Source organism: Flavobacterium frigoritolerans (assembly GCF_025847275.1).
Classification (GTDB): Bacteria; Bacteroidota; Bacteroidia; order Flavobacteriales; family Flavobacteriaceae; genus Flavobacterium; species Flavobacterium frigoritolerans.
This window is the reverse complement of the sequence record NZ_JAOZEV010000005.1, coordinates 164,593-189,166: the sequence shown is the minus strand read 5'-3', so window position 1 is coordinate 189,166 and position 24,574 is coordinate 164,593. Positions and strand designations below refer to the sequence as shown.

The 24,574-nt window shown below is 32.7% G+C and carries 25 protein-coding genes; 9 read left to right on the top strand and 16 right to left on the bottom strand.

From position 1 onward, the window contains the following. Nucleotides 1–475: 475 nt before the first annotated feature. From hemF to hemA, 8 genes are all read right to left on the bottom strand, one after another. Nucleotides 476–1,378 (bottom strand): oxygen-dependent coproporphyrinogen oxidase, encoded by a 903-nt coding sequence (gene hemF / locus OIU80_RS08790; protein ID WP_264286657.1) that lies wholly within the window; start codon nt 1,376–1,378, stop codon nt 476–478. Then, entirely contained in the window at nt 1,375–1,908 is a 534-nt protein-coding gene (locus OIU80_RS08785; RefSeq protein ID WP_264286656.1) for a GNAT family N-acetyltransferase, read from the bottom strand. Before OIU80_RS08785 ends, hemF begins: the two co-directional genes overlap by 4 nt. Then, the gene (locus tag OIU80_RS08780; RefSeq protein ID WP_264286655.1) at nt 1,901–2,281 is read right to left on the bottom strand and encodes a hypothetical protein; all 381 of its coding nucleotides are present in this window, start codon (nt 2,279–2,281) and stop codon (nt 1,901–1,903) included. The genes OIU80_RS08785 and OIU80_RS08780 overlap by 8 nt, the downstream gene beginning before the upstream one ends. Before the next feature lie 82 nt (nt 2,282–2,363). Continuing rightward, a complete protein-coding gene (locus tag OIU80_RS08775) occupies nt 2,364–3,017 on the bottom strand; it encodes a hypothetical protein (protein ID WP_264286654.1) in 654 nt (217 codons plus the stop codon). Between the two features lie 138 nt (nt 3,018–3,155). Continuing rightward, nucleotides 3,156–4,181 (bottom strand): uroporphyrinogen decarboxylase, encoded by a 1,026-nt coding sequence (gene hemE / locus OIU80_RS08770; RefSeq protein ID WP_230605520.1) that lies wholly within the window; start codon nt 4,179–4,181, stop codon nt 3,156–3,158. 48 nt (nt 4,182–4,229) lie between these two features. Continuing rightward, nucleotides 4,230–4,895, bottom strand: a complete 666-nt coding sequence (locus tag OIU80_RS08765) for a uroporphyrinogen-III synthase (protein WP_264286653.1) — start codon at nt 4,893–4,895, stop codon at nt 4,230–4,232. Further along, the gene (gene hemC, locus OIU80_RS08760) at nt 4,895–5,821 is read right to left on the bottom strand and encodes a hydroxymethylbilane synthase (protein ID WP_264286652.1); all 927 of its coding nucleotides are present in this window, start codon (nt 5,819–5,821) and stop codon (nt 4,895–4,897) included. Before hemC ends, OIU80_RS08765 begins: the two co-directional genes overlap by 1 nt. Nucleotides 5,822–5,877: 56 nt before the next feature. Then, nucleotides 5,878–7,131 (bottom strand): glutamyl-tRNA reductase, encoded by a 1,254-nt coding sequence (gene hemA, locus OIU80_RS08755; RefSeq protein ID WP_264286651.1) that lies wholly within the window; start codon nt 7,129–7,131, stop codon nt 5,878–5,880. 228 nt (nt 7,132–7,359) lie between these two features. On the opposite strand from hemA, the gene OIU80_RS08750 reads away from it, so the two are divergent. The 7 genes from OIU80_RS08750 to OIU80_RS08720 all read left to right on the top strand — a co-directional run bounded on the left by OIU80_RS08750 (nt 7,360) and on the right by OIU80_RS08720 (nt 13,472). After that, nucleotides 7,360–8,232, top strand: a complete 873-nt coding sequence (locus tag OIU80_RS08750) for a helix-turn-helix domain-containing protein (RefSeq protein WP_264286650.1) — start codon at nt 7,360–7,362, stop codon at nt 8,230–8,232. A gap of 147 nt (nt 8,233–8,379) precedes the next feature. Continuing rightward, on the top strand, nt 8,380–9,399 hold the full coding sequence (hemH, locus tag OIU80_RS08745) for a ferrochelatase (protein WP_264286649.1): 1,020 nt from the start codon (nt 8,380–8,382) through the stop codon (nt 9,397–9,399). Between the two features lie 22 nt (nt 9,400–9,421). Next, nucleotides 9,422–9,973, top strand: a complete 552-nt coding sequence (locus OIU80_RS08740) for a CopD family protein (protein WP_264286648.1) — start codon at nt 9,422–9,424, stop codon at nt 9,971–9,973. Between the two features lie 151 nt (nt 9,974–10,124). After that, nucleotides 10,125–11,540, top strand: coding sequence for an ATP-binding protein (locus OIU80_RS08735; RefSeq protein ID WP_264286768.1), 1,416 nt, complete (start codon nt 10,125–10,127; stop codon nt 11,538–11,540). Nucleotides 11,541–11,552: 12 nt separating this feature from the next. After that, nucleotides 11,553–12,335, top strand: coding sequence for an enoyl-CoA hydratase/isomerase family protein (locus OIU80_RS08730; protein WP_264286647.1), 783 nt, complete (start codon nt 11,553–11,555; stop codon nt 12,333–12,335). A gap of 129 nt (nt 12,336–12,464) precedes the next feature. Continuing rightward, nucleotides 12,465–12,869 carry a hypothetical protein gene (locus tag OIU80_RS08725; protein WP_264286646.1) on the top strand — a complete coding sequence of 135 codons (405 nt, stop codon included), beginning with the start codon at nt 12,465–12,467 and terminating at the stop codon, nt 12,867–12,869. A 72-nt stretch (nt 12,870–12,941) separates the two neighbouring features. Beyond that, nucleotides 12,942–13,472: a hypothetical protein gene (locus OIU80_RS08720; protein WP_264286645.1), complete on the top strand. Its 531-nt coding sequence runs from the start codon at nt 12,942–12,944 to the stop codon at nt 13,470–13,472. Nucleotides 13,473–13,604: 132 nt separating this feature from the next. Here OIU80_RS08720 and OIU80_RS08715 read toward each other — a convergent pair whose 3' ends face one another. From OIU80_RS08715 to OIU80_RS08705, 3 genes are all read right to left on the bottom strand, one after another. Further along, entirely contained in the window at nt 13,605–14,258 is a 654-nt protein-coding gene (locus OIU80_RS08715) for an HD domain-containing protein (protein ID WP_264286644.1), read from the bottom strand. 444 nt (nt 14,259–14,702) lie between these two features. After that, entirely contained in the window at nt 14,703–15,695 is a 993-nt protein-coding gene (locus OIU80_RS08710) for an acyl-ACP desaturase (RefSeq protein ID WP_264286643.1), read from the bottom strand. Nucleotides 15,696–15,705: 10 nt separating this feature from the next. Next, on the bottom strand, nt 15,706–16,440 hold the full coding sequence (locus OIU80_RS08705) for a lysophospholipid acyltransferase family protein (RefSeq protein ID WP_264286642.1): 735 nt from the start codon (nt 16,438–16,440) through the stop codon (nt 15,706–15,708). Between the two features lie 126 nt (nt 16,441–16,566). On the opposite strand from OIU80_RS08705, the gene rnpA reads away from it, so the two are divergent. Continuing rightward, entirely contained in the window at nt 16,567–16,989 is a 423-nt protein-coding gene (rnpA, locus tag OIU80_RS08700) for a ribonuclease P protein component (protein WP_264286641.1), read from the top strand. Between the two features lie 97 nt (nt 16,990–17,086). Then, nucleotides 17,087–18,724 (top strand): S41 family peptidase, encoded by a 1,638-nt coding sequence (locus OIU80_RS08695; RefSeq protein ID WP_264286640.1) that lies wholly within the window; start codon nt 17,087–17,089, stop codon nt 18,722–18,724. A 44-nt stretch (nt 18,725–18,768) separates the two neighbouring features. Here the strand turns inward: OIU80_RS08695 and OIU80_RS08690 are convergent, their stop codons facing one another. The 5 genes from OIU80_RS08690 to OIU80_RS08670 form a co-directional block, all read right to left on the bottom strand. After that, nucleotides 18,769–19,215 (bottom strand): GNAT family N-acetyltransferase, encoded by a 447-nt coding sequence (locus tag OIU80_RS08690; RefSeq protein WP_264286639.1) that lies wholly within the window; start codon nt 19,213–19,215, stop codon nt 18,769–18,771. A 36-nt stretch (nt 19,216–19,251) separates the two neighbouring features. Further along, nucleotides 19,252–20,229, bottom strand: a complete 978-nt coding sequence (locus OIU80_RS08685) for a DUF4837 family protein (protein ID WP_264286638.1) — start codon at nt 20,227–20,229, stop codon at nt 19,252–19,254. 55 nt (nt 20,230–20,284) lie between these two features. Next, nucleotides 20,285–22,126 (bottom strand): LysM peptidoglycan-binding domain-containing protein, encoded by a 1,842-nt coding sequence (locus OIU80_RS08680; protein ID WP_264286637.1) that lies wholly within the window; start codon nt 22,124–22,126, stop codon nt 20,285–20,287. A 107-nt stretch (nt 22,127–22,233) separates the two neighbouring features. Next, entirely contained in the window at nt 22,234–23,421 is a 1,188-nt protein-coding gene (locus OIU80_RS08675; protein WP_264286636.1) for a phosphoglycerate kinase, read from the bottom strand. Nucleotides 23,422–23,588: 167 nt separating this feature from the next. Beyond that, nucleotides 23,589–24,563 carry a PorP/SprF family type IX secretion system membrane protein gene (locus tag OIU80_RS08670; RefSeq protein WP_264286635.1) on the bottom strand — a complete coding sequence of 325 codons (975 nt, stop codon included), beginning with the start codon at nt 24,561–24,563 and terminating at the stop codon, nt 23,589–23,591. Between the last annotated feature and the right edge of the window lie 11 nt (nt 24,564–24,574).

The following is a 24,574-nucleotide window of genomic DNA, read 5'->3' as shown; positions in this document are numbered from 1 at the left end:
ACTCAGACTACGTTAAAATAAATGAACTTACAAAATTCTATAAGTATAGCGTCCCGCTGGGACTATAGATTCATTAAATAATATAGTTCCAGAGCACCATTATATTTATATCCTAATTTAACACTATAAGTATATCAACTCAGACTACGTTAAAATAAATGAACTTACAAAATTCTATAAGTATAGCGTCCCGCTGGGACTATAGATTCATTAAATAATATAGTTCCAGAGCACCATTATATTTATAGCTAATTAATACTATAAATATGTCAACTCAGACTACGTTAAAATAAATGAACTTACAAAATTCTACAAATATAGCGTCCTGCTGGGACTATAAGAGCAATTCAATCTTATTTAAAGCTCCAGCGGAGCATTATATTTATAGCCTAATTAATACGATTCTTTATCAAAGCTCCAGAGGAGCGATATATCCTTCTAAGTAGATTTCAAAAACTATTCTAAAAATTCATTACTAAATCCAATTAACTGGATTTTCTAACACATTTATTAATCGTTCCTCATCGCTTCCTGCTTCAGGATGATAGTCGTAAACCCATTGTACATGAGGTGGCAAACTCATTAAGATACTCTCAATTCGGCCGTTTGTTTTTAAACCAAATAAAGTTCCTTTATCATGAACCAGATTAAACTCAACATAACGACCACGACGAATTTCTTGCCATGTTCTTTGTTCCTCAGTATATAATAGAATTTTTCTTCTTTCGACAATTGGAACATAGGCCTCTAAGAAACTATTCCCTACTTCAGTAACAAATTTGTACCAATCCTGCATACTCATTTCATCTGTCGCTTTGCAATAATCAAAGAACAACCCTCCTATTCCGCGGGATTCATTGCGATGTGCGTTCCAGAAATAAGCGTCGCATTGTTTTTTATATTTTGGATAAAACTCTGGATTGTGTTTATCACAAGCTGTTTTACAAATCTGATGAAAGTGTTTGGCATCTTCTTCAAACAAATAATAAGGTGTTAAATCCTGTCCTCCACCAAACCATTGCTGAATTACATTCCCTTTATCATCATACATTTCAAAATAACGCCAATTTGCGTGGACAGTAGGAACCATTGGACTTTTTGGATGTAAAACCAAGCTTAGTCCACAAGCAAAAAAATCGGCTTCGCCTACATTGAACATTTTTTGCATGGCTTCTGGTAATTTACCATGAACTGCTGATATATTAACTCCACCTTTTTCAAAAACAGCTCCATTTTCGATTACACGAGTTCTTCCGCCACCACCTTCTGGACGCTCCCAAATATCTTCTCGGAATCTTGCTTGACCATCAACCGCTTCTAATCCTGAAACTATTGTATCTTGAAGGCTTTGTATGTATTTGTAAAATTGTTCTTTCATCTTGTTGTTAATTCGTATAGTTCCATATCTAACGCTAGTTCATTTGTTGGAGTGAATTCACTAATTAATGTTCTTCTCCATAAAAATCCACAATTTTCTGCGACTTTAATACTTCCTAAATTCGTTTTATGAGAAATGATTTGTAATGTTTTCAATTGTAATTCATTGAAAGCATATTTTGAAATTTGGTTTACTGTATCTGACACCCAACCTTTTTTTTGATATTTTGCACCAATGCAATAAGCAAGTTCACCTTGTTTAGTTTCCCAATTCAATTTTTTTATAATAATTAATCCTGCAATTTTATCTGTTTTGTTTTCTTTAATTGCAAAAGTGAACTCAGAATTGGATTGAATCTCATTATTTTTTTCTAAAATATATCTTTCTGAAGCTTCAAGTGTTAAATTTTTAGAAAGTGTTTTAGGGAAATATCTTTTAAAACGTTCTGCATTTGAAAGCATTAATCCATGAAGACTTACTGCATCCTTTAAAGTTAAGATTGTTATTTGAAAGTCTAGCGTTTTATACATTTGCTTTTGCTGAAGCTATTTTGCTAATGATTCCAAATGAAAAAGTCTTGCTCTCTTGTTGAACATATTCATAAATAGCGATTGCTTTTCCTGAAAAATTATAATTTTCAACGATTGAGAATTTAACTAGAAAATCTCCAAATAATTCTAATTGATTCCAATCTAAATGGCATCGAACCAGGAGCGTAATTAAATCATTTTCATTAAGATCAACCAAAGTTTCTACACTCAATCCAAAGTTTTTAAGGTCATTGTCTATAAGACTAGTGTCTTCTACATTCCAAAACTTAGGCAAAAACCCTATAGACATCAATATTTTAAGCACATTGTCTATTCGTGTACTTTGTTCGTCTCGTAGTCCTTTGTTTAGCATATTTTTTAATTTTCGTTTCCTGCAAGATATTTAATCTCAGCTATTCAAATTACGTTTTTTATATCATTATGCTTTTCAGCATTTAAGAATATCTTTTTATCACTCTCTCATTTACAAAATAAGAATGGTGCGCACGTTTTATTATTCTGAACAAGAAAAACAAAACAGGTAATGAATAATATAAAAAACCCATACACATTGCTATATAAGGTTTTTCCATAATTAACCCACTAGATTTAATTGTATCAAAGTAATGAAATTTCTGCAAAAATTCGGAGGTAAGTCCCAATTTTGGTATAAACTCATTTCCTAATGCAGTGGCACAAAGTAAGACACAGTACAATATAGCTCGAAAAACTGATTTTCCTATTTCTATTGCTCTAACTTCAATACTAACATTTGAAAAAGCAAATCGCATTCGATTTAAAACCGTCAGCAAATAAATATAAAAAATATTGGTATCAATAACAGACGTATTAAAACTATATGCAAAAAGACCAAACATGGGGAAAAAGACCAAAATAGAATACCTCTTTGGCATAACTGCCATAAAAACTCCTGAATGAACCATTATAAATTCAAAAACGATTAATACCGCTAAATCGTTTATCAAGCTAACATTATATTGTTCAGGATGTAACCAAACCATCAAAAATACGGTTGCATAATATGCATAAAAACCATATTCTATAAAAGAAAATGGTGAGTTTCTATGAAAGTTTATGTTTGCGAGCATTTATTTTACCATTCTTTTAAATCATCAAATAAACAAACATTTATCCAATTAGGTCTTTCATCTCGCTCCGAAATATTTATTTTCAGCAGCAGATTTCAGCCTTTAGTGAGTCTGAAATCTGCAACCGATAACTATATACTAATTCCCGTATTCCTTAACCGCATCAATAAATGCTTTTGCGTGATCTACAGGAATATGTGGCAAAATTCCATGACCTAAATTTACAATATATTTATCTTTTCCAAACTCATCAATCATTTCATGTACCATTTTTTTAATGGTTGGAATTGGTGAAAGCAATCTTGATGGATCAAAATTACCTTGTAGTGTAATATTTCCTCCAGATAAATAACGAGCATTTCTTGCTGAACAAGTCCAGTCAACTCCTAATGCCGAAGCACGACTTTGACCCATTTCGCCTAAAGCAAACCAACATCCTTTTCCGAAAACAATTACTGGAGCATGATCTGCCAAAGCTTCAACAATTTGGTTCATGTATTTCCATGAAAACTCTTGATAATCAACAGGTGAAAGCATTCCTCCCCATGAGTCAAAAATCTGAACTGCATCAACTCCTGCTTTTACCTTCTCTTTTAAATATAAAATGGTTGTGTCTGTAATTTTTTGTAACAATGTGTGTGCTGCTGCTGGGTTTGAAAAACAAAATCCTTTTGCAGTATCAAAACTTTTAGAACCTTTACCTTCTACAGCATAGCAGAAAATTGTCCAAGGCGAACCTGCAAAACCAATTAAAGGTACCTCATCATTCAGCATTTCCTTTGTTAGTTTAATTGCATCCATTACGTAACCAAGGCTCTCTTGAATGTCCGGAATGTAGACTCTTTGAACATCCTGCATCGTACGAATAGGATTTGGCAAAAACGGACCAAAATTCTCTTTCATCAATACTTCAATTCCCATTGCTTGAGGAACTACTAAAATATCCGAAAATAAAATTGCAGCATCTGGAGCAATGCGACGAATAGGCTGTACAGTGATTTCTGCAGCTAATTCTGGAGTTTGGCAACGGGTGAAAAAATCATATTTATCACGCAAAGCGATAAATTCTGGCAAATATCTTCCTGCCTGACGCATCATCCAAACTGGTGGACGTTGAACTGTTTCTCCTTTTAATGCTTTTAAAAATAGGTCGTTTTTTAACATGGTTTTTATTTTAGGTGCAAAGCCACAAAGTGACAGAGTTGCAAAGTTTTATTTATATTCGTGTAAAACATCTTCTATAACATCTTCAACAGTTGGTTGATCTGCGATGATGATATTTTTAGTAATTTTTTCTAAAGCTTCTGCCGTGGTTTCTCCAATACAAAAGCATTTTTCATTTTTAATAGTATTGTCTTTCAGATAACTTTCAATTCCAGATGGACTATAAAACAAGATTCCATCTACTGGTGAAGTAATTTTTTGAGGTGTTAAGGTAGTTTCATACACTTTAATCTCATTCAATTTTACTCCTGCATCTTTTAGTGCTTTAGGCAATGTTTCTCTACGAAGGTTTCCACTAAAAAAAGTATAGCTTTCATTAGCATAAATCAGAGTTATTATTTCGGCTAAATCAGCTGCGTAACCTGTATAAGCTATCACATTAAATCCGCTTTCAGATAATAAAATCTTTGTTTTTAAACCTACACAAAAGACATTTTTACTTTTCAATTCTTCTGATTTTGGATCAGATAAAACACTATGAACCGCATTCTGACTTGTAAATATCAAATTTTCATTGATATCTTGAATCTTAAAAGGTTTATTTTGGGTTTCGATGAAATTTGCTTCGACTAAATCAATATTTGCTTTTTGCAATTCTTGTTTTTGAATGCTCGAAAGTACTTTTGTAGATAATATTTGAATTGATTTTGCCATTATTTCTTTAGAGATTCTTTAATCGTTTTCATCAATTCGGCCCCACCGTTTTCAAGAATTTCCTTTGCCATATTAAACCCTAATTTTTTCCATTCTTCAATTGGAACAGTCTTATCTATTTCCATTTTAACTTTTCCATCCAATGAAAACAAAGCACCTTGAAAATGAAGTGTATCTTCTTCTTCATTATATTGAACCAAAGCTCCGATTGGTGCAGTACAGCCTCCTTCTAATGTTCTTAAAAACTGGCGTTCGATATAAGTAACAATTTCTGTCTCGATATCATTAAGTTGGGTTAGAGCATCCAATGAAAAATTATCTTTCTCCATTGCCACAACAACCATTGCTCCTTGTGCTGGTGCAGGAATCATCCAATCCAGATTAATATAATTTCCTGGTTTTAAGTTGATTCTTTCTAATCCTGCTGCTGCAAAAACGGCTCCACTCCAATCGCTATCATTTAATTTTTGCATGCGTGTATTTACGTTTCCACGTAAATCGACTACTTTATGATTTGGATATTTATTTAACCATTGCGCCTGACGACGTAAACTTCCGGTTGCAATAGTAGCGGACTCATTTAAGAAATCCAGATTACCTTTATGAACCAAAATATCTAATGAATTGGCTCTTTCCAAAACGGCTGCCTGAACAATTCCTTTAGGCAAAGCCGTAGGAACATCTTTCATAGAATGCACTGCAATATCAATTTCGCCATTAATCATGGCAATATCTAGTGTTTTGGTAAAAATTCCAGTTATCCCGAGTTCGTAGAGTGGTTTGTCAAGTAATATATCTCCTTGCGATTTAACCGCAATAATCTGGGTTTTATATCCTAAATCGTTTAGTTTTTTCTCGACTGTATGCGCTTGCCAAAGAGCCAATTCGCTATCGCGAGTTCCTATTCTTATGATTTTGTCTGACACTATTACTGATTATTTGTTTTACTATCGTTTAAAGAAACGAAGTGTTATATAAATTTCTAAGAACTTGGGCTTAGTTTAAATACTTTTTCAATCCATTCGATACTTTCATCTACCATAGTATTATCATCTTTAAGGTGATTGGCAAAATGGGTTGTAATTTTCTGGATGATTCTTGCGCTGATAATTTCGGCTTGTTCCTCATTAAAATCAGCTATTTTTTTACTTTGAAAATCCAATTCTGAATTCTTTATCGCATTTAGTTTTTCTTTCAAAGCATTGATCGTTGGTGCAAATTTTCTTCCTTTTGTCCAGGTTACAAATTCTTCCTTAATTTCTTCAATGATAGCTTCGGCAGCAGGGATGTGTTTTTTACGATTCTCTAATGTTTCATCTGTAAGTTGTGATAAATAATCCATGTGAATTAAAGTAACTCCTTCCAGTTCTTCTACATTTTCATTCACATTCTTAGGAATCGATAAATCCAGAATCAATAATGGTTTTTTAAGATTTAGGATTGCTTTATCAACTGTAGGGTTTTGCGCTCCTGTTGCTACAACAACAACATCGGCCTTTTGTAGTTCAAGATGTAACTCTGAATAATCTTTTACAATTAAATTTAATTTCCCAGCTAGTTTTTCGGCTTTATCTTTAGTACGATTTATTAAAGTAATATGTTCGTTTTTAGTATGTTTAACTAAATTTTCACATGTATTTCTCCCAATCTTTCCTGTACCAAACAACAAGATATTTTTGTTACCGATATCTTCTACGTTTTTTATAATATATTGAACCGAAGCAAAAGATACTGAAGTGGCACCTGAACTTATTTCGGTTTCATTTTTGATTTTTTTACTTGCCTGAATCACTGCGTTTACTAATCTTTCGATAAAAGTATTGGCTAAACCAAAAGATTTTGATTGTGTGAAGCTTGATTTTATTTGAGCAATAATTTCGAAATCTCCCAAAATCTGACTGTCTAAACCAGTTCCTACTTTAAAGAGATGATTAATTGCTTCATGATTTTTATATACGAAACCTACTCTTTGAAATTCTTCGATAGAGCCATTACTGTTTTCGCAAATCAATTTTATAAGTTGAAAAGGGTGCTCGGCAAACCCATATATTTCGGTACGATTACAAGTAGACGTAACTATTAAACTTTCAATTCCCTCATTTTTGGCTTGTTCTAGCAGACGCATTTTTGCATCAGCGTCTAAACTAAACTTACCTCTAATCGCAGCATCGGCCTTTTTATAGCTCAGTCCAACTGAATAAAAATAGTGATGTTTCGATACGTTATTATTTTCCATAGATACCCTTATCATAAAAGTGCAACAAAATTATCATTATACTATTTATAAAAGTAACGCTCAAAGTACTTTTTGTGTCGCTATGTGTTTTTTTAATTCTAATTGGTTGTAATTATGCAAAAAACGTTATTTTTGTAGCAAAATCAAGTCTTTCGAATTGTTTTATTTAGAGTTATTCTAAATAAGATTTTACATTAACTTTCATTTTAAACAAAAAAAAATATCGCTATGAGTTCTCAAGAAATTATAAAAATTGAAGATGACTTTACGCTTATTCGATTCCAGAATGACAGTTCGGAGGTATTTAATGCCCAACGAGAAATCGGTAGTGGCCTGATACAGTTTCACTTTGGTATAAAAGGAAAAGCAAAATTCCTGTTCAATCAAGGTAATTATGCATTGGAACTACAAGAAGAAAAATCACTGCTTTTATACAATCCTCAAAAAGAATTGCCGCTTCATTTAGAACTCGCTCCTAATTCTTGGGTTATATCTGTAATAGTTTCTATTAAGAAATTTCATGCATTATTCTCTACTGAAGCTGATTACATAACTTTTTTGAGTGCTGACAACAAGGATAAAAAATATTATAACGAAGGAAATATTAGTCCATCAATGGCAATTGTCCTGAGCCAACTATTTCATTATAATTTACATCCATCTATAAAAAACCTGTATTACAAAGGCAAAGGATACGAATTATTGAGTTTATACTTTAATAGAACAGAAGATCCAAATGCAGAACAATGTCCGTTTTTAATCGATGAAGACAATGTTTTAAAAATACGAAAAGCCAAAGAAATCATTATTGCTAATATGGCCGAACCACCGGGTTTACAAGAGTTAGCAGATGAAATTGGTTTAAATTTGAAGAAACTAAAAATGGGTTTCAAGCAAATTTACGGCGATACGGTTTATGGGTTTTTATTTGATTATAAAATGGACTATGCCCGAAAATTACTTGACAGCGGTTCATATAATGTAAACGAAGTAGGCCTGAAAATAGGATATAGTACTGGAAGCCATTTCATTGCAGCGTTTAAAAAGAAATTTGCAACAACTCCAAAAAAATATTTGATGTCGATAAATACAAATATTTAAAATCAATATCAATTTTCTATATCAAAACATAAATAAAAAATAATATTTATCATATTTCTAAAAAGTTGTATTACATACTTTTGACGAAAATTTAAACAAACAAATGCTTAAAGCCTAAAGCTTAAAGCCTAAAGCAAGAAAATCATAATGAAAGGCGTATTATTAGTAAATCTGGGTTCACCCGAAAGTCCAACTCCAAAAGATGTAAAACCATATTTAGATGAATTTTTAATGGATAAATACGTAATTGACGTTCCGTATTTGTTGAGAGCTTTATTAGTTCGTGGAATCATCTTAAGAAAAAGACCTGAAGAATCAGCACATGCTTACGAAAAAATTTGGTGGGATGAAGGTTCTCCTCTTGTTGTTCTTTCAGAAAGAATGCAAAAGAAAATTCAACCTCTAGTAGATGTTCCTGTATCATTGGCAATGCGTTATGGTAGCATGACAATTGAAAAAGGATTACAAGAATTACATGAAAAAGGTGTGACCGAAGTATTGCTTTTCCCTTTGTATCCGCAATATGCAATGGCATCGACTTTGACAATTTTGGTGAAAGCTGAAGAAATTCGTAAAAAGAAGTTTCCACAAATGACTTTTACTGATGTTCCTGCATTTTACAACAAACCAGATTACATTAAAAACCTTGCTGATTCTATCCAAAGAAATTTAGTTGGGTTTGATTATGACCATTTATTGTTTTCATACCACGGAATTCCGGAACGTCATATCCGCAAAACCGATGTAACAAAATCACATTGTAAAATCGATGGTTCATGTTGTAATACTCCATCTCCAGCACATGATTTTTGCTACCGTCACCAATGTTATGAAACTACAAGACAAGTTGTGAAGTTATTAGGACTTCCTGCCGATAAATACAGTTTAACTTTCCAATCACGATTGGCGGGTGACAAATGGTTAGAACCTTATACCGATATTGAAATTAACAAAATGCCTGCTAAAGGAATCAAGAACTTAGCAGTTGTAACGCCTGCATTTGTTTCGGATTGTTTAGAAACACTTGAAGAAATTGCAATGCGCGCCAAAGAAGATTTTCAAGAAAATGGCGGTGAAGAATTCCTTGCCATTCCTTGTTTAAACGATGATGATGAATGGTGTGTAACGGTAAGTAACTGGATTAAAGATTGGCAAAATAAAAACTAGAAAACTCCTATAGATACGTTTTATGGAATATTACAACTACCTGAAATCGCTACACCTCATCTTTGTAATCACTTGGTTTGCTGGATTGTTTTATATCGTTCGATTATTTGTTTATCAAATCGAAGCCAACGATAAACCATCGCCAGAGAAAGAAATTTTGCAAAAGCAATACAAGATAATGACGTATCGATTGTGGTATATTATTACTTGGCCATCAGCTGTTTTGGCAAGTATATTTGCTTTCTGGATGCTGTTTTTTACCGATTTAGGTAAATCATGGTTACAAATGCCATGGATGCACGTAAAACTTTGCTTCGTATTTTTATTATATTTATATCACGGAAAATGCCATCAGATTTTTAAGCAATTACAAAATGACGAGGTAAAACACACCAACAATTTCATGCGTTTGTGGAATGAAGGCGCTACAATAATCTTATTCTCTGTAGTGTTTTTGGTTGTTTTAAAAAATGCAGTAAACTGGATTTATGGCGTAATCGGAATTATATTATTCTCTGTTTTAATCATGCTGGGTTTTCAATTTTACAAAAGAATTAGAGAAAAAAAGAAGTAGTTACTACCCGTTTTCAGTCACAGTTTTCAGTTCAATCTGGGGCGGAGTGCTGGTACTGAAAACCTGAAACTTGAAACAAAGAAAACAAAAACGTATGTTTAACAACTTCAAAATGTCGATGCTTTCGTTGCGTGTAAGGATATTCCTTTCAATGATTGTATTGATTGTTGTTGCTTCTGTTTTATTGGCTTCGATTTCGATCATTCAATTTAAGAATGAAGCCAAAGAATATCATCAAGAGCGTTTGGAACGCAAAGAAAATGCGGTAAAAGAACACATCAACTATGTGTTATCTACAACAACCTATCCTTTAAAAACTGCTAACTTAGATTTAATTTTTAAAGATAAGATTCATGAATTAGCCCAAATTCATAATATCGAAATCAATATCTATAGCCTTAAAGGAGAACTTTTAAAATCATCCAAAGAATCCTTTGCCGTTGATAAAGTCTCTCCGCCAATCCCAGAATACATCTTAAAACTAGTACGCTCTTCTATAGAAAAACGTTTTGTAGATATAAAAACTCAAGATGGCGTAAAAAATCGTTCTTCATATAGTTTGATTAAAGACGAGAAATTCAAGCCACTTGGTATTTTAAACCTACCCTACATAGAAGATGATGGTTATTATGAGAATGAATTAAACACTTTCCTGATTCGTTTAGGGCAGGTATATTCATTTATGCTTATTGTTGCCTTTGCCTTAGCCTATTTCTTATCAACCTATATTACCAAATCGCTAAAAACTATTTCGGACAAACTAAGTGAAACCAATCTGAATCAGAAAAATGAAAAGATTGTTTTGGAAGCGAGCAGTAAGGAGATTAATTTCTTGATCAAGTCTTACAACGGAATGGTGGAAAAGCTCGAAAAAAGTGCTATAAAACTAGCTCAAAGCGAACGTGAAGAAGCTTGGCGCGAAATGGCAAAACAAGTTGCACACGAAATTAAAAATCCACTTACGCCAATGCGTTTAACAGTACAGAGTTTTCAAAGAAAATTTGACCCTACAGCTCCTGATGTTAAACAAAAACTAAATGATTATTCCGAAACATTAATTCAGCAAATAGATACTATGACTGCTGTAGCTTCGGCATTTTCAAATTTTGCTTCGATGCCTGCCCAACAAAATGAAACATTAAATGTTGTAGAAGTTGTAGAGCTTTCACTGGATATCTTTAATGAAGAATACCTTATTTTTCAAAGCGATGAAGAGGAAATTATTTCGAAAATGGATCGAACTCAGCTTATCCGAATTATAACCAATTTGGTTAAAAATGCTACTCAAGCTATTCCTGAAATCCAAAACAACAAATCGATTCTGGTTACAGTAAAAAGGAAAGGTGACAATGTTGAAATTACTGTAAAAGACAACGGAATAGGAATACAAAAGCAAGATGTAGATCGCGTTTTTGAACCAAAATTTACCACCAAGAACAGCGGAATGGGTCTTGGTCTTGGAATTATAAAAAACATCATCGAAAATTATAAAGGAACAATTACCTTTGAAACAGAATATGGAAAAGGAACCACGTTTACGGTTACATTACCAATTACAAACTCATAAAACAACAGTATCATGAACTACGAAAATATACTAATCTCAATCGAAGAGAAAATTGCAACAATTACAATTAATCGTCCAACTAAGCTTAATGCTTTGAACAAAAAGACAATTAATGATTTACAAAAAGCATTTAAACTATTAGCAAAAAACAATGATGTTCGTGTGATTGTTTTAACTGGAAGTGGAGAAAAAGCATTTGTAGCTGGTGCTGATATCTCAGAATTTGCTAATTATACTATCGAAGAAGGAACTGCTTTGGCGGCAGATGGTCAAGAAAAATTATTTGATTTTATCGAAAACCTTAAGAAACCAGTTATTGCTGCTGTTAACGGTTTTGCTCTTGGTGGAGGATTAGAATTAGCAATGGCTTGTCATTTCAGAATTGCTTCTGATAATGCAAAAATGGGATTACCAGAAGTTTCTCTAGGTCTTATACCAGGATATGGAGGAACACAACGTTTGCCTCAACTTATTGGTAAAGGTCGTGCAATGGAAATGATTATGACTGCAGGAATGCTTAACGCTGAAGAAGCAAAACAATACGGATTAGTAAACCACGTAGTACCTCAAGCTGAACTAATTACTTATTGCAACGGTATTGCAGAAAAGATAATCAAGAACGCTCCAATTGCTATTTCTAAAGCAATTAAAGCTATAAATGCTAATTATAAAGATGGCAAAAACGGTTATGAGGTAGAAATAAAATCTTTCGGAAAATGCTTCGGAACTAAAGATTTCATCGAAGGAACTACTGCATTTTTAGAAAAAAGAAAAGCAGTATTTACAGGAAAATAGATTTTTATTAACCGCAAAAAGCGCAAAGAAAAATTTAGATAAAGCTTTGCGAACTTTGCGTATTCCGAATCTTCGGTATTGTACTCTTTGCGGTTAAAAAACATTCAACAACAATTATAAAACAAAATCATGTCTTACGAACCCATATTAAACGAGTTTTGGCAAAAAGTAAAAGAAAGTATCCAGAGCGGAACTTTTGCTAAACTAACATTGGCTAAAACTATTGGTGATACCGAAATAAAAAACATATATGTTCGCCTTATCATTAACGAAGACGATACTACTTATGGTGTTTCTCTTACAGCTCGTTATAAAACTGAAGAAATAGAAAGTTTTCATACGCTTGACGAAGCTTTTATTGTGCTAGCTCCTTACATCAAAAATCCATTTCTTACCGCTTTATTGTTTACAACGGATGCTGATATTACTTTTAAAGTGAACAAAAAAAATGTAGGAAGTATTATCGAGCAAGCACCTACCTTTAAAAATGCATCTCCTGTAATGCTAGAGATGATCGAAAAAGGCATTGTGTAGAAACACACCACAGTGCATTTGTACCTGAAAAAAATTATCATTTTAACCTAAACCAACCAATAAATTCACCTAATGAAAACTACCGTAACATCTTTATTTTTAATGGCTTCTCTTTTAATGAGTACTGCAAATTTTGCTCAAACCACTATGAAAGAGTACAAAGCTGGACATACATTTAATATAAGCATCCCTGATTATATGGGTAAGACTGCTGACTTAAACAGTTCTGCAGCGATACAATATAAAAACGAAGTAAAAGACATTTACGGAATAGTTATTTTTGACACTAAAGAAGAATTAGGCCTACTTGATATGAATTACACTTCTATTTCTGATTTTTATGAAGATTTCATCAAGGACTTTTTAAAAGATGAAGAAAAAAGAACCGTGTCTAAATCAAAATTAACAAAAAAAGGCGATATGAACTTTATAGAGTCTGATGCAAGCTATTTTGATAAAGAAATCAATAATAGTATTTACTACTTTGTTGGAATTGTAGAAACCAAAACCGCTTATTACAAAGTCTTATCTTGGTCATCCTTAGAGAACAAAGACAAATACAAAGCTGATTTTCAAAAAATACTATACAGTATCAAAGAATAAAAAAAGAGAGCCAAAGTTAATTGATAAACTTTGGCTCTCTTTTTTTTACTAAATGAAGTATCTCTTTTTCATCGTTTACTTAAACTAAAAAATACAATACAACCGCTGAAAACTGATTCTAGAAACTGACCACTATTTTGCCCCTTCCCACTCTGCATAAAACTGTGAAAGGAATGTTTCCATAAAACGATGTCTTTCGGCTGCGATTTCTTTTCCTGTTGCTGTATTCATTTTATCTTTCAGTAACAATAATTTCTCATAAAAATGATTAATTGTTGGTGCGTTATTCTTTTTATATTCTTCTTTAGTCATATTGGTAACAGGAGTAATACTAGGATCATAGATAGTTCTATCCTTAAATCCTCCATAATGAAATGCTCTTGCAATCCCAATAGCGCCAATGGCATCTAAACGATCTGCATCTTGTACGATATCCAATTCGATAGAGCTAAATTTTTTCTCAAAATTACCTCCTTTGTATGATATGTTTTCGATAATCTTTACGACATGTGTTATAATCTCTTCAGAAGCATTCTCTGATTCCAGAAATAACCGCGCTGTTCTAGGCCCGATTGTCTCATCACCATTATGAAACTTACTATCGGCGATATCATGTAACAAAGCTCCTAATTTCACCACTGTACTGTCACAAGGAGTGTTTTCAGCAATTAAAAGTGCATTTTTATATACTCGTTCGATATGAAACCAATCATGCCCTCCTTCGGCATCATTTAGCTTTTCTTTTACAAAAGTGATTGTTTTGTTTATTAAGTCAGAATTATTCATATTCATGTATTTAATTAATGCTTCTCTGCAAGACTAAAATAGCATGCAGGTTATGCAGATTAAGCGGATTTAAACAGATAGATTAAATCTAAACCTGTTGGGTATAATAATTTGCGCATAGAGACATATGTTTTGTAATCTCTAAAAAGGCGTTTCACTTATTTTAAATGCACATAGCTAGCTATGTTAAAGAAATAAATTTCTTTTTGTATTATTTTTTACAAATAAAATCTATGTCTCTATGTGTTGAATAAAATCTTAACGAACCGAGCAATGCAAACAAACGCAGTGATTACACTCAAGTGGTTAATCTCTATTCTAAATAAAAAATGTTGATTGTCAAAGTCTTGAAAACCCTAACAATCAACATAAATATTTATATTTTTTAAAGATCTTTTTCAAAGTCGAAATTCAATTTTAAATCTAAACTCTAAAATCAGAAATTTAAAGTCTAGCTGGCTCTACCCATTTAAAGATATGTGATTCTTGAGGAATAACTAATCTTTCAGAAATTTTTGCCATTCTTCCAGGTAATTTCATCAAATAATCACGTGCTTTTTCTGCTTCATCTGTAAGACCACCAATTTTGTCAATCTCCCATTTGTCAATTAATTTTTGCATGATATCAACATAATCACTAGCAGTGTAAACACCAATACGCTGTGCTGAATCAGAGAATTGTTCGAAAGCAGAACTTATTTTTTGTCCTGATTCTCTCAAAAAGTGTGCAGGCATAACGATTTTTGCTTTCATCATATATTGAAAAGCAAGCATCATTTCGCTAGGATCTACTTGAAAAATACGTGTAACAAATTCGCTATATGCATGATGATGACGCATTTCGTCACCAGCAATCATTTTACACATTTTAGACAATTTGTTATCTCCATATTTCTTAGCCATTTGTGCCACTCTGTTATGCGAAACATAAGTTGCAAGCTCCTGAAAACTAGTATATACAAAGTTTTTGTATGGATCTGTTCCAGTTCCGATATCAAAACCATCGTTGATTAAATGCTGGGTAGTCATTTCTATCTCGCGCATGTTCACACGACCTGACAAATACAAATATTTGTTTAGTAAGTCACCATGGCGATTTTCTTCACCTGTCCATTGTCTGATCCATTTAGACCATCCATTTCCACCATTTTCAACTTGATTGATACCTTCCACATCCATTAACCATGATTCATAAGTAGGTAAAGCCTCTTCGGTAATGGTATCACCAACTAAAGTTACCCAAAAATCGTATGGTAAATCTTTGGCTATTTCGCGTAGTTCTTTTACTTCTTCAAAAAAAGTATCTTTTTCAGAATTAGGTAAAAAATCTGACGGCTGCCAAATCTTTTCAACAGGTATTAAATACTGTTCAACGAAGCTGTCTACGTTTTTCTCTAAAAACTGCATTACTTCTAATCGAATGTTCTTTATAGACATTTTATATAATTTAAATTTTAACTCCTTCTACTACAGCCTTTTCCGACTTATTCATTATCGTTGCAAAATCATAATCTTTCACTGCTAACGGTTTATGAATGGTAAAGGTAAGATGATTTCCTAAACCCACGGGAAAAAAGCCAAATTTTACCATTTTCCATGAGTTATTAATACTAACGGGTACAACATATGCTGATGGTGCATATTTGCATAATATTTTCAAACCGTTTTGTGCAAATTCCTTAGGTTTTCCGGTTTTACTGCGAGTGCCTTCGGGGAAGATTACGGCAGCACGATTGTATTTTTCAATATATTCAGACAATCCTTTAATTGCCGGAATGGCTTGTTTTGGATCTTTTCGGTCAATTAGGACTGAACCTCCATGACGTAAATTATATGATACACTTGGTATTCCTGAGCCTAACTCTTTCTTACTTACAAATTTACAATGAAAACGACGTAAATACCAAATCATTGCCACAATATCATACATACTTTGATGATTTGAGACAAAAATAATAGGAACTCCTTTCGGAATTAACTCCCTATTCTCGAATTTATAAGTTGTACCTATAAGATTAGTACATTTTATCAAAAAGAAGTTAAGATAATCAACACTTTTTTTATGCGCTTGGTAGCCAAAAACATTAAGACAAACCCATTGAATCGGATGGAAAATTGCTAGGCAAAATCCAAAACACAAATAATAAACAACGGATATAGGGTATGAAATTAGTTTTTGCATGCTTAAAAAATTAGCTGCAAAAGTAATAAATATATTTTTAGCGCTAATTAAATCCCAAATAATAATAGGTTAGTTGTTAAATTGTACCTTTGTTGCATAATTCACAGTATTTTCCTAAATTAAAAGATGAGCTTTACTTACCCAAAAAACGAACGCTTAAAAAGCAAAACAACAATTGGACTACTATTTTCTGAAGGAAAATCAGTTTCTAAATATCCGTTGCGATTAGTTTATTATTCGGGTGATATAAAGCAAGATGAGAAAATAAAAATGGGGGTTTCGGTATCCAAAAAATATTTCAAAAAAGCCGTTGATCGCAATTACTTCAAACGCGTTTTACGTGAAACCTACCGATTGAACAAGCACATTTTGCTTGATAATTTAGACAAGCCCTATTCGTTTATGTTCTTTTATCAGACAAAAGACAGGTTGTCTTATAACGAAATCAACACCAAAACGATTCAATTGTTTGAAAAATTTTTACTTCAGATAAACCCAAATCCTGCTCCTGAAGCTAAAACAGATTTAGAAAACGACGTTATTCAATAACTTTTGACATTGCAAAACGTGTTTCGCTACAGACTCACGTTAATGTTGCTGATTTATTCTTATTTTAGTACTCTGAAATTTAAGATAAATCACAAACATGGTCACGTTTTTCAAAAAAAAAATTATAATCCCTATTGTTGCAGCTGCATTTTTATTCATTGGAACCAGCTTCAAAGATGACTTCTTTGAAATTGCCAAACAAATAGAAATCTTCACAACCTTATTTAAAGCTGTTAACACGAATTATGTAGACGAAACCAATCCTGGTGATTTAATGGATAAAGCCATTAAGAGTATGTTAGGGAGTTTAGATCCTTATACTGTTTACTTTAACGAACAAGATGTTATAAATTTTAAAATTAACAATACTGGAGAATACACAGGAATTGGCGCTTTGATTACTCGTAAGGCCGACCGGTTAATTATAAAAGAGCCGTATAAAGATTATCCTGCTGATAAAGCTGGGCTAAAAGCGGGTGACGAAATTATTCAGATTGGCGATGTATTAATTGCTGATTTTAAAGACGATGCTTCACAATTGCTTAAAGGTGCCAAAAACACCAAAATTGCCATTAAATATCTTCGTCAGGGAAAAACAAATACTACCGATATTATTCTGAATGAAATTGATATTAAATCGGTTCCTTTCTTTGGAATGATAGATGCTAAAACTGGTTATATTGTTTTGGCTCATTTTAGCCGTAAAGCTTCTGCCGAAACTCAAAGTGCATTAGAACAGCTTAAACGTGATGGTGCCACTCAGATTGTTTTGGATTTAAGAGGAAATCCTGGTGGACTCCTAAATGAAGCTGTAAATATTTGCAATCTTTTTGTTCCAAAAAATGAAGTTATTGTAACTACTAAATCGAGAATCGAAAAACACAATAACACCTATAAAACGACAAAAGAACCTATTGATACTCAAATTCCATTGGCCATTTTGGTTAACGGAAGAAGTGCTTCGGCATCCGAAATTGTTTCGGGAGCTTTGCAAGATTTAGACCGTGCTGTTGTTCTTGGAAGCCGCAGTTTTGGAAAAGGCCTTGTACAACGTTCTGTTGATCTTACTTATGGAACTCAGTTAAAAGTAACTATTTCTCGCTACTATACTCCTTCTGGTCGTTGTATTCAGGCTCTAGACTATGCCCATAAAGACAAAAATGGTGTAGCTACAAAAACAGATGCTAAAAACTTTAATGCTTTTAAAACCAGAAAAGGCAGAACTGTTTATGATGGCGGTGGGGTTATGCCAGATATCGAATTAGAGGAAGCCAAATTGAGTGCTATTACCAACGCTTTATTAAAAAATGACGGAATTTTTGACTATGCTACAAGTTACTATTATAAAAATCCTAATCTAGGAACTCAAATTCCTACCCTAACTGATGCTGATTATAATAGCTTCAAACAGTTTTTAAAAACGAATAAAATTACTTTTGATACAGAAACGGAAGTCGCTTTAAAGAATACATTGGCTGCAGCCAAAAAAGAAAAAATAGACGAAACTATTACTTCAGAATATCAGCAATTATTGAATGCTCTTGAAAAAAGCGAAACTACTTTACTTGACAAGAACCAAAAAGAAATCAAAAATCTAATTCTGGAAGAGTTAATAAAAAGATATCAATATCAAGAAGGTTTATACCAATACTACATTAAAAACAACTCAGAGATTAAAAAAGCTGTTGGAGTTTTAAACAATCAAACGGAATATAAATCTATCTTAAAGATGTAATACTAAAAAACCCAAAATCATTGATTTTGGGTTTTTTATATAATTTACTTTCTCACCATCTCTATATGTGGGATATCATCTTCCAGATACATTTCGCTGGTTTGTATAAAACCGTGGCTTTCATAGAATTTTTTCAAATATAATTGTGCTCCGATTGTGATATCTGTCTTATCAAAATGGGTTTTGACTCCTGCAATTGCTTCTGTCATTAAATCATGTCCCCATTTTTTATCACGATAATCAGGGCTTACAACAACTCTTCCTATTGAAGCATTATCAAAGCTAATTCCTGCATCAAAAAGACGTGCATGCGCCACAATTTTACCTTCATATTCACCCATTAGGTGCAAAGCAAGTTTGTCTTTCCCATCAAGGTCTAAATAAACGCAGTTTTGCTCCACAACAAAGACTTCACTTCTTAATTTGAGGGTATCGTGTAATTCGTGAACAGTTAATGCCTCAAACGGCTTAATTTTCCAAATTGGTTTCATACGTAATAGTATAATCTGATTTTATAATAAAGAATATTATCGGTTGTTAATTTTAACCGATTTAATAATGGCTTCTAGCTCTAACATCGAATCTCGTTCTTCATGTGAAGGGGAATAACAAAATCCTTCAAGAACCAATATTCGATTATAAGCTTTATCAATAATTGCATAATTAATAAATGGTCCTGTCATAAAATCATTTCTCAAATCCCAGGTTCCTTTGGTTTCATAAGCATTTTTTCCGTCAATGCTAATTTTAGAAAAATAGGGAGCATACGCTTCTTCCGTAATCATTCGGGTATTTGGTTCTCTGCCTTTAATATACCTTCCTACTGAATCTCGCATTCTAACAATGTTACCCACAATATCGGAGTTCTTGGTAATATTACTTATTGGAACTTGATAAATAAGTAAGCTTGTACTTCCGCTTACCATTTCTTTTTTTAGCCAAATAAAATTACGTTTATGCAATACGTAATTATATCCTGTTGGAACATCTAGCTTTATGTGAAACTTATTATTGAGGATTGCAGGATTCAACAATGATTTACTGTTGATTCTTTGACATTCTGCAATTTCTGTTTCCCTGATAATTCGAATGATTTGTGGTGTATGAATTTCAAAGGCACTTATAATATCCGAAACTGATTTTCCAGATATTCGAAACACATTCTGTGGTGATGTGTAAACATTTTTTGTAATTTCGAATTTAGTGACATTCGTTTTTTTAACCACAATAATATTTCGCCCATCGGTCATAAAACCTTCTAATATTTTGGCTGGATATTGATTTATGGTAAATAATGGCTCTTCTTGGATGAGCCCAATTACTGGTGCAGCAAATTTATTTCGGATACTATCTCCTACTTCTCCATACCACAACTGATCATCTATAATAATCGAGATTGTGTTTATCTTACTGCTATTCTTGTGCTGATGTATCTTCTCATTCTTTTTAAGACATGAGAAAAACAAAAATGGGATTATAAGCAATAAAAAATGGGTTTTATTCATTTTTAATTTTTAGTTAAGTTCTGAAATAAAACCCAAATTTATATACAATTTTTGATTATCCGTTTATTTTGAGTTTCATTCCGGGTTTAATATCTCCGTTTTCAATATCATTCCATTTTTTAATATCCGAAATAGTTACTCCTGGATATTTTTTGGCGATACTATACAACGAATCTCCTTTTTTAACATAGTAATCAACACCACTGTTTTTCACAGCTGCTGTTTTTTTCTTGTATGAATCAATATTATTTGATGCTACTATTATTTCTGGAATTTCATCTGATTCTTCTGCTTTTGAATGAATTACTAGCTTTTTCATTGAAGCTATCATATCCATGTTCTCTGCATTCAATCCATTCCATTCTTTTAAGTCTGATAACGAAACATTAAGCTTCTTTGCAATACTGCTTAAGTTATCTCCTGCTTGCACTACATAAAGTGATGGTTGTGCTTCTTTAGTATTTTTATCTTCGACACTAGCTATTGCTTCTTCAGTACGTTTTTTATCTACTGCTGGAGCTAATTTTACTTCGTTAATGTCTTTCTTAATAATTTTACTCTCAGAGATAATTTTCAAATTTCTTCCCAGAGCAATTGAATTACTTTTTAGATTATTCCATTTCTTTAACTGTACAATCGAAACATTGTATTTACTTGCTATTGCACCTAAGTTATCTCCTGAACGAACTTTATAAAGTTGTGTTTTTGAAATAACTGTTTGTGTTGATTTAGGCGAAGCAGTCTTAGTACTAGCAATTAATGTTTGAACTTGATTTATTTTTGGACTTGATTCATGATCAAGATAAGCATAAATCTTATCTTCATTAGAAACAAATACGGAAGCTTTTTCTTTTGGTAACCTCAAGAAATGATCTTCATCTTGATAAAACGGAACTACATTAAGTTTATACGAAGGATTTAAAAGTTGTAATTGTGCTTCGGGAACATCTAGCAAACTTGAAATTTGCTTAAATGTCATTTTTTCTTTAATCCGTATAGTATCTGTTTCAAAGTGTTGTACAACAGCTCTATCTGGATTTATTCCGTGTTCATTGTGGTATTCATAAAGATACATTGTTGCTAAAAAAGCCGGAACATATCCTTGTGTTTCTTTTGGCAGGTGATTACGAATCTCCCAATACGTCTGTTTTCCTCCTGATCGACGAATCGCTTTTGACACGTTTCCTGGGCCTGAGTTATATGATGCTAAAACTAGTTCCCAATCGCCGAAAATCTTGAACATCTTCGACATATAATCAGCTGCTGCAGCTGAGGCTTTTAAAGGGTCACTACGCTCATCGATAAACGAATCTATTTTTAGATTGTACTGTTTACCTGTATGGTACATAAATTGCCAAAGTCCTGTTGCACCCATTTTAGAAACTGCTTTAGGGTTTAAAGCAGATTCTACAACGGCTAAATATTTTATTTCTAAAGGGACGTTTTGTTTAGCAAAGGCTTCTTCGAACATCGGAAAATAATACTCTGATAAAGCCATTAATCGAGAAAATGATTTTTTACGATTTTTTAAAAATGACTTTATAATATTTTCCAACCCTTGATTATACTGAATATTAAAGGGTGATTTTTCATTCATTGCCTGAAGTCGTTGTTTTAGCAACTCGGTTGGCAATTCATAATCTACCTTTGTATCTGTATTTATTGTTTGGATATCTTTTGATAAATCTTCGTAAATATCTAAACTCACTAGTTCCTTCATCCAAAGACTATCTACGCGAATTGCATAATCGTCTTTTACGAATGATTGCTTAACTGAATCTAAATATGAAATTTTGATTTCCGGTTTTACAACGGTATTTGTTTGTGCAACTTCTTGTGCAAACAAGCCCATTGTGGATAACAGGAGTACTGATAATGTGGTATTTTTTACAATCATAATGTATATTTCTACTGGCTATATTTCAAACAATTATAATGCCATTATTTGCAAACTTAATAACTACAAACTAAAATACTCTTTAAAAAGTGTTAAAAATGAGGTAGTTAGTCCAAAATAGCTGCTATTCCAGGTAAAACTTTACCTTCTAACATTTCTAACATTGCACCGCCTCCGGTAGATACATAACTCATTTTATCTTCGAAACCAAATTGTTTCACAGCTGCTACAGAATCTCCTCCTCCTACTAGTGAGAAAGCTCCATTTGCAGTTGATGCAGCGATGTAATCTCCTAAAGCAATTGTTCCTTTAGCAAAAGATTCCATTTCGAAAACTCCTAATGGTCCATTCCATAAGATCGTTTTTGAATCCATGATAACTTTTTCAAAGTTTGCTAATGATTTAGGACCTGCATCAAGACCTTGCCATCCATCAGGAATTGCATATACATCTACTATTTGTGTATTTGCTGTATTTGAGAAATCATCTGCAGCAATAACATCAACTGGAATATGAATTTGAACTCCTTTTTCTTTAGCCAATCTCAAAATTTCAAGTGCTAATTCTAATTTGTCATCTTCACAAATAGAATTTCCTACTTTACCACCTTGTGCTTTAATGAAGGTAAATGTCATTCCTCCACCAATAATCATATGATCTACTTTATCTAAAATATTTTCGATAACCGTAATTTTCGAAGACACTTTAGATCCTCCTAGAACCGCTGTAACTGGTTTTTCACTATTTTTAAGTACTTTATTTAAGCTTTCTATTTCTTTGGCCAATAATGTTCCGAAACATTTTTCGTTAGGGAAAAATTGAGCAATTATTGTTGTTGAAGCATGTGCTCTATGTGCTGTTCCAAAAGCATCGTTTACATAGATATCTCCTAGTGATGCTAATTCTTTTGCAAAAGCAACATCTCCTGCTTCTTCTTCGGCATGAAAACGTAAATTTTCAAGTAATAATACTTCGCCTGGTTTTAAATTTGCTGCTGCATCTTTGGCTACTTCTCCAACACAATTTGTTGCAAATTGTACTGGTACTCCTAAGATATCTGAAGCTGTTTTTAAAATATGTTTTAAAGAGTATTTTTCTTCAACTCCTTTTGGTCTTCCTAGGTGTGACATTAAAATCACGCTTCCTCCTTGTGCTAAAATTGCATCAATTGTAGGCTTAGCTGCTTCTATACGAGTTGCATCTGTTACATTAAAATTTTCATCTAATGGCACATTAAAATCAACACGGATTATTGCTTTTTTATTCTTAAAATTAAAATCTTTTAAAGTTTTCATTAAGGTAAGTTTTTTAGTTTTTTTTGAAAGAATAACAAATATAGAACTTTTACCTTAGTAATAAATTCGATAAAAATAAAAAACGTGGGTTTATATAAACGAAAACGTTGTAATTCTATAATTATTTTAAATAAAACACAAATCTTTAAAATTAGCTAAATTAATTATTAATCATGAACCGGATTTTGTGTACATGGACAATTACTAATTGCCTGAAGGAAATCGAATCCGATGGTTACGACATGTGTTCCTGAATTATACGCTCCGATACGGTTAAGTGATGCTTGGTAGGAATATCCAAAATAAAAATTTGACTTCTTGAAACCTGCCATTGGTCCAACCATCAGAGGCTGAAAGAACTGATCGTTCAAGAATCGATATGAAACTCCTAACCAGTAGTAATCTTCGTAGCGGTTGTATTGTCTGAATTTAAAGTTGAAATCGGTACTTGAACGTTTATCTCCAGCAAATAATTGGTAATAAACTGATGGTTCAAACTCGATTCGATTATTTTCGGCTCCTCTAAAAACATATCCTGTATATACTTGATAATTTCGAAGCAAATTAGGCTCTATCCCATCAAATTTATCTATTTCCTTGTTTAGAATGTTACTTGCATTAAGACTTAAATAAAACGACTTATTACGGTATAAAACACCCACATCAAAGTTGTTATTAGATACGAATCGATTATCGGTAACACTTGGATCCGGAAGTGGATTTTCGTAGGTTGGTGAAAACTCGTTTATATTAATTTTAAAGTTGTTGATATTATACGAAATACCAAATGACAGGTATTGTTTTGAATAATAATCAAGAATCAAGTGATGCGCAAATGATATTTTGGCTCCTGTTTGTCTTGTATAACCATTCTTATCGTTATAAAGCGAGATTCCTACTCCTGAACGGTCTAAAATCCTAAAATCTGCATAAAGTGATTGGTTCTCTGGTGCGTCTTTAATACCTACCCATTGTGTTAAACCATTGGCTCGTATTCTTAAGTTATCGCCAATACCCGCAAATGTTGATGATACTACAAATGGATTATCGGCTAGATATTGTGTAAAAACTGGCAAATTTAACTCCTGGCTGTAACCTGATGTTACAGCCATAAGTAGAAATGATATGATAATTTTTTTCATTGTATTTTTAA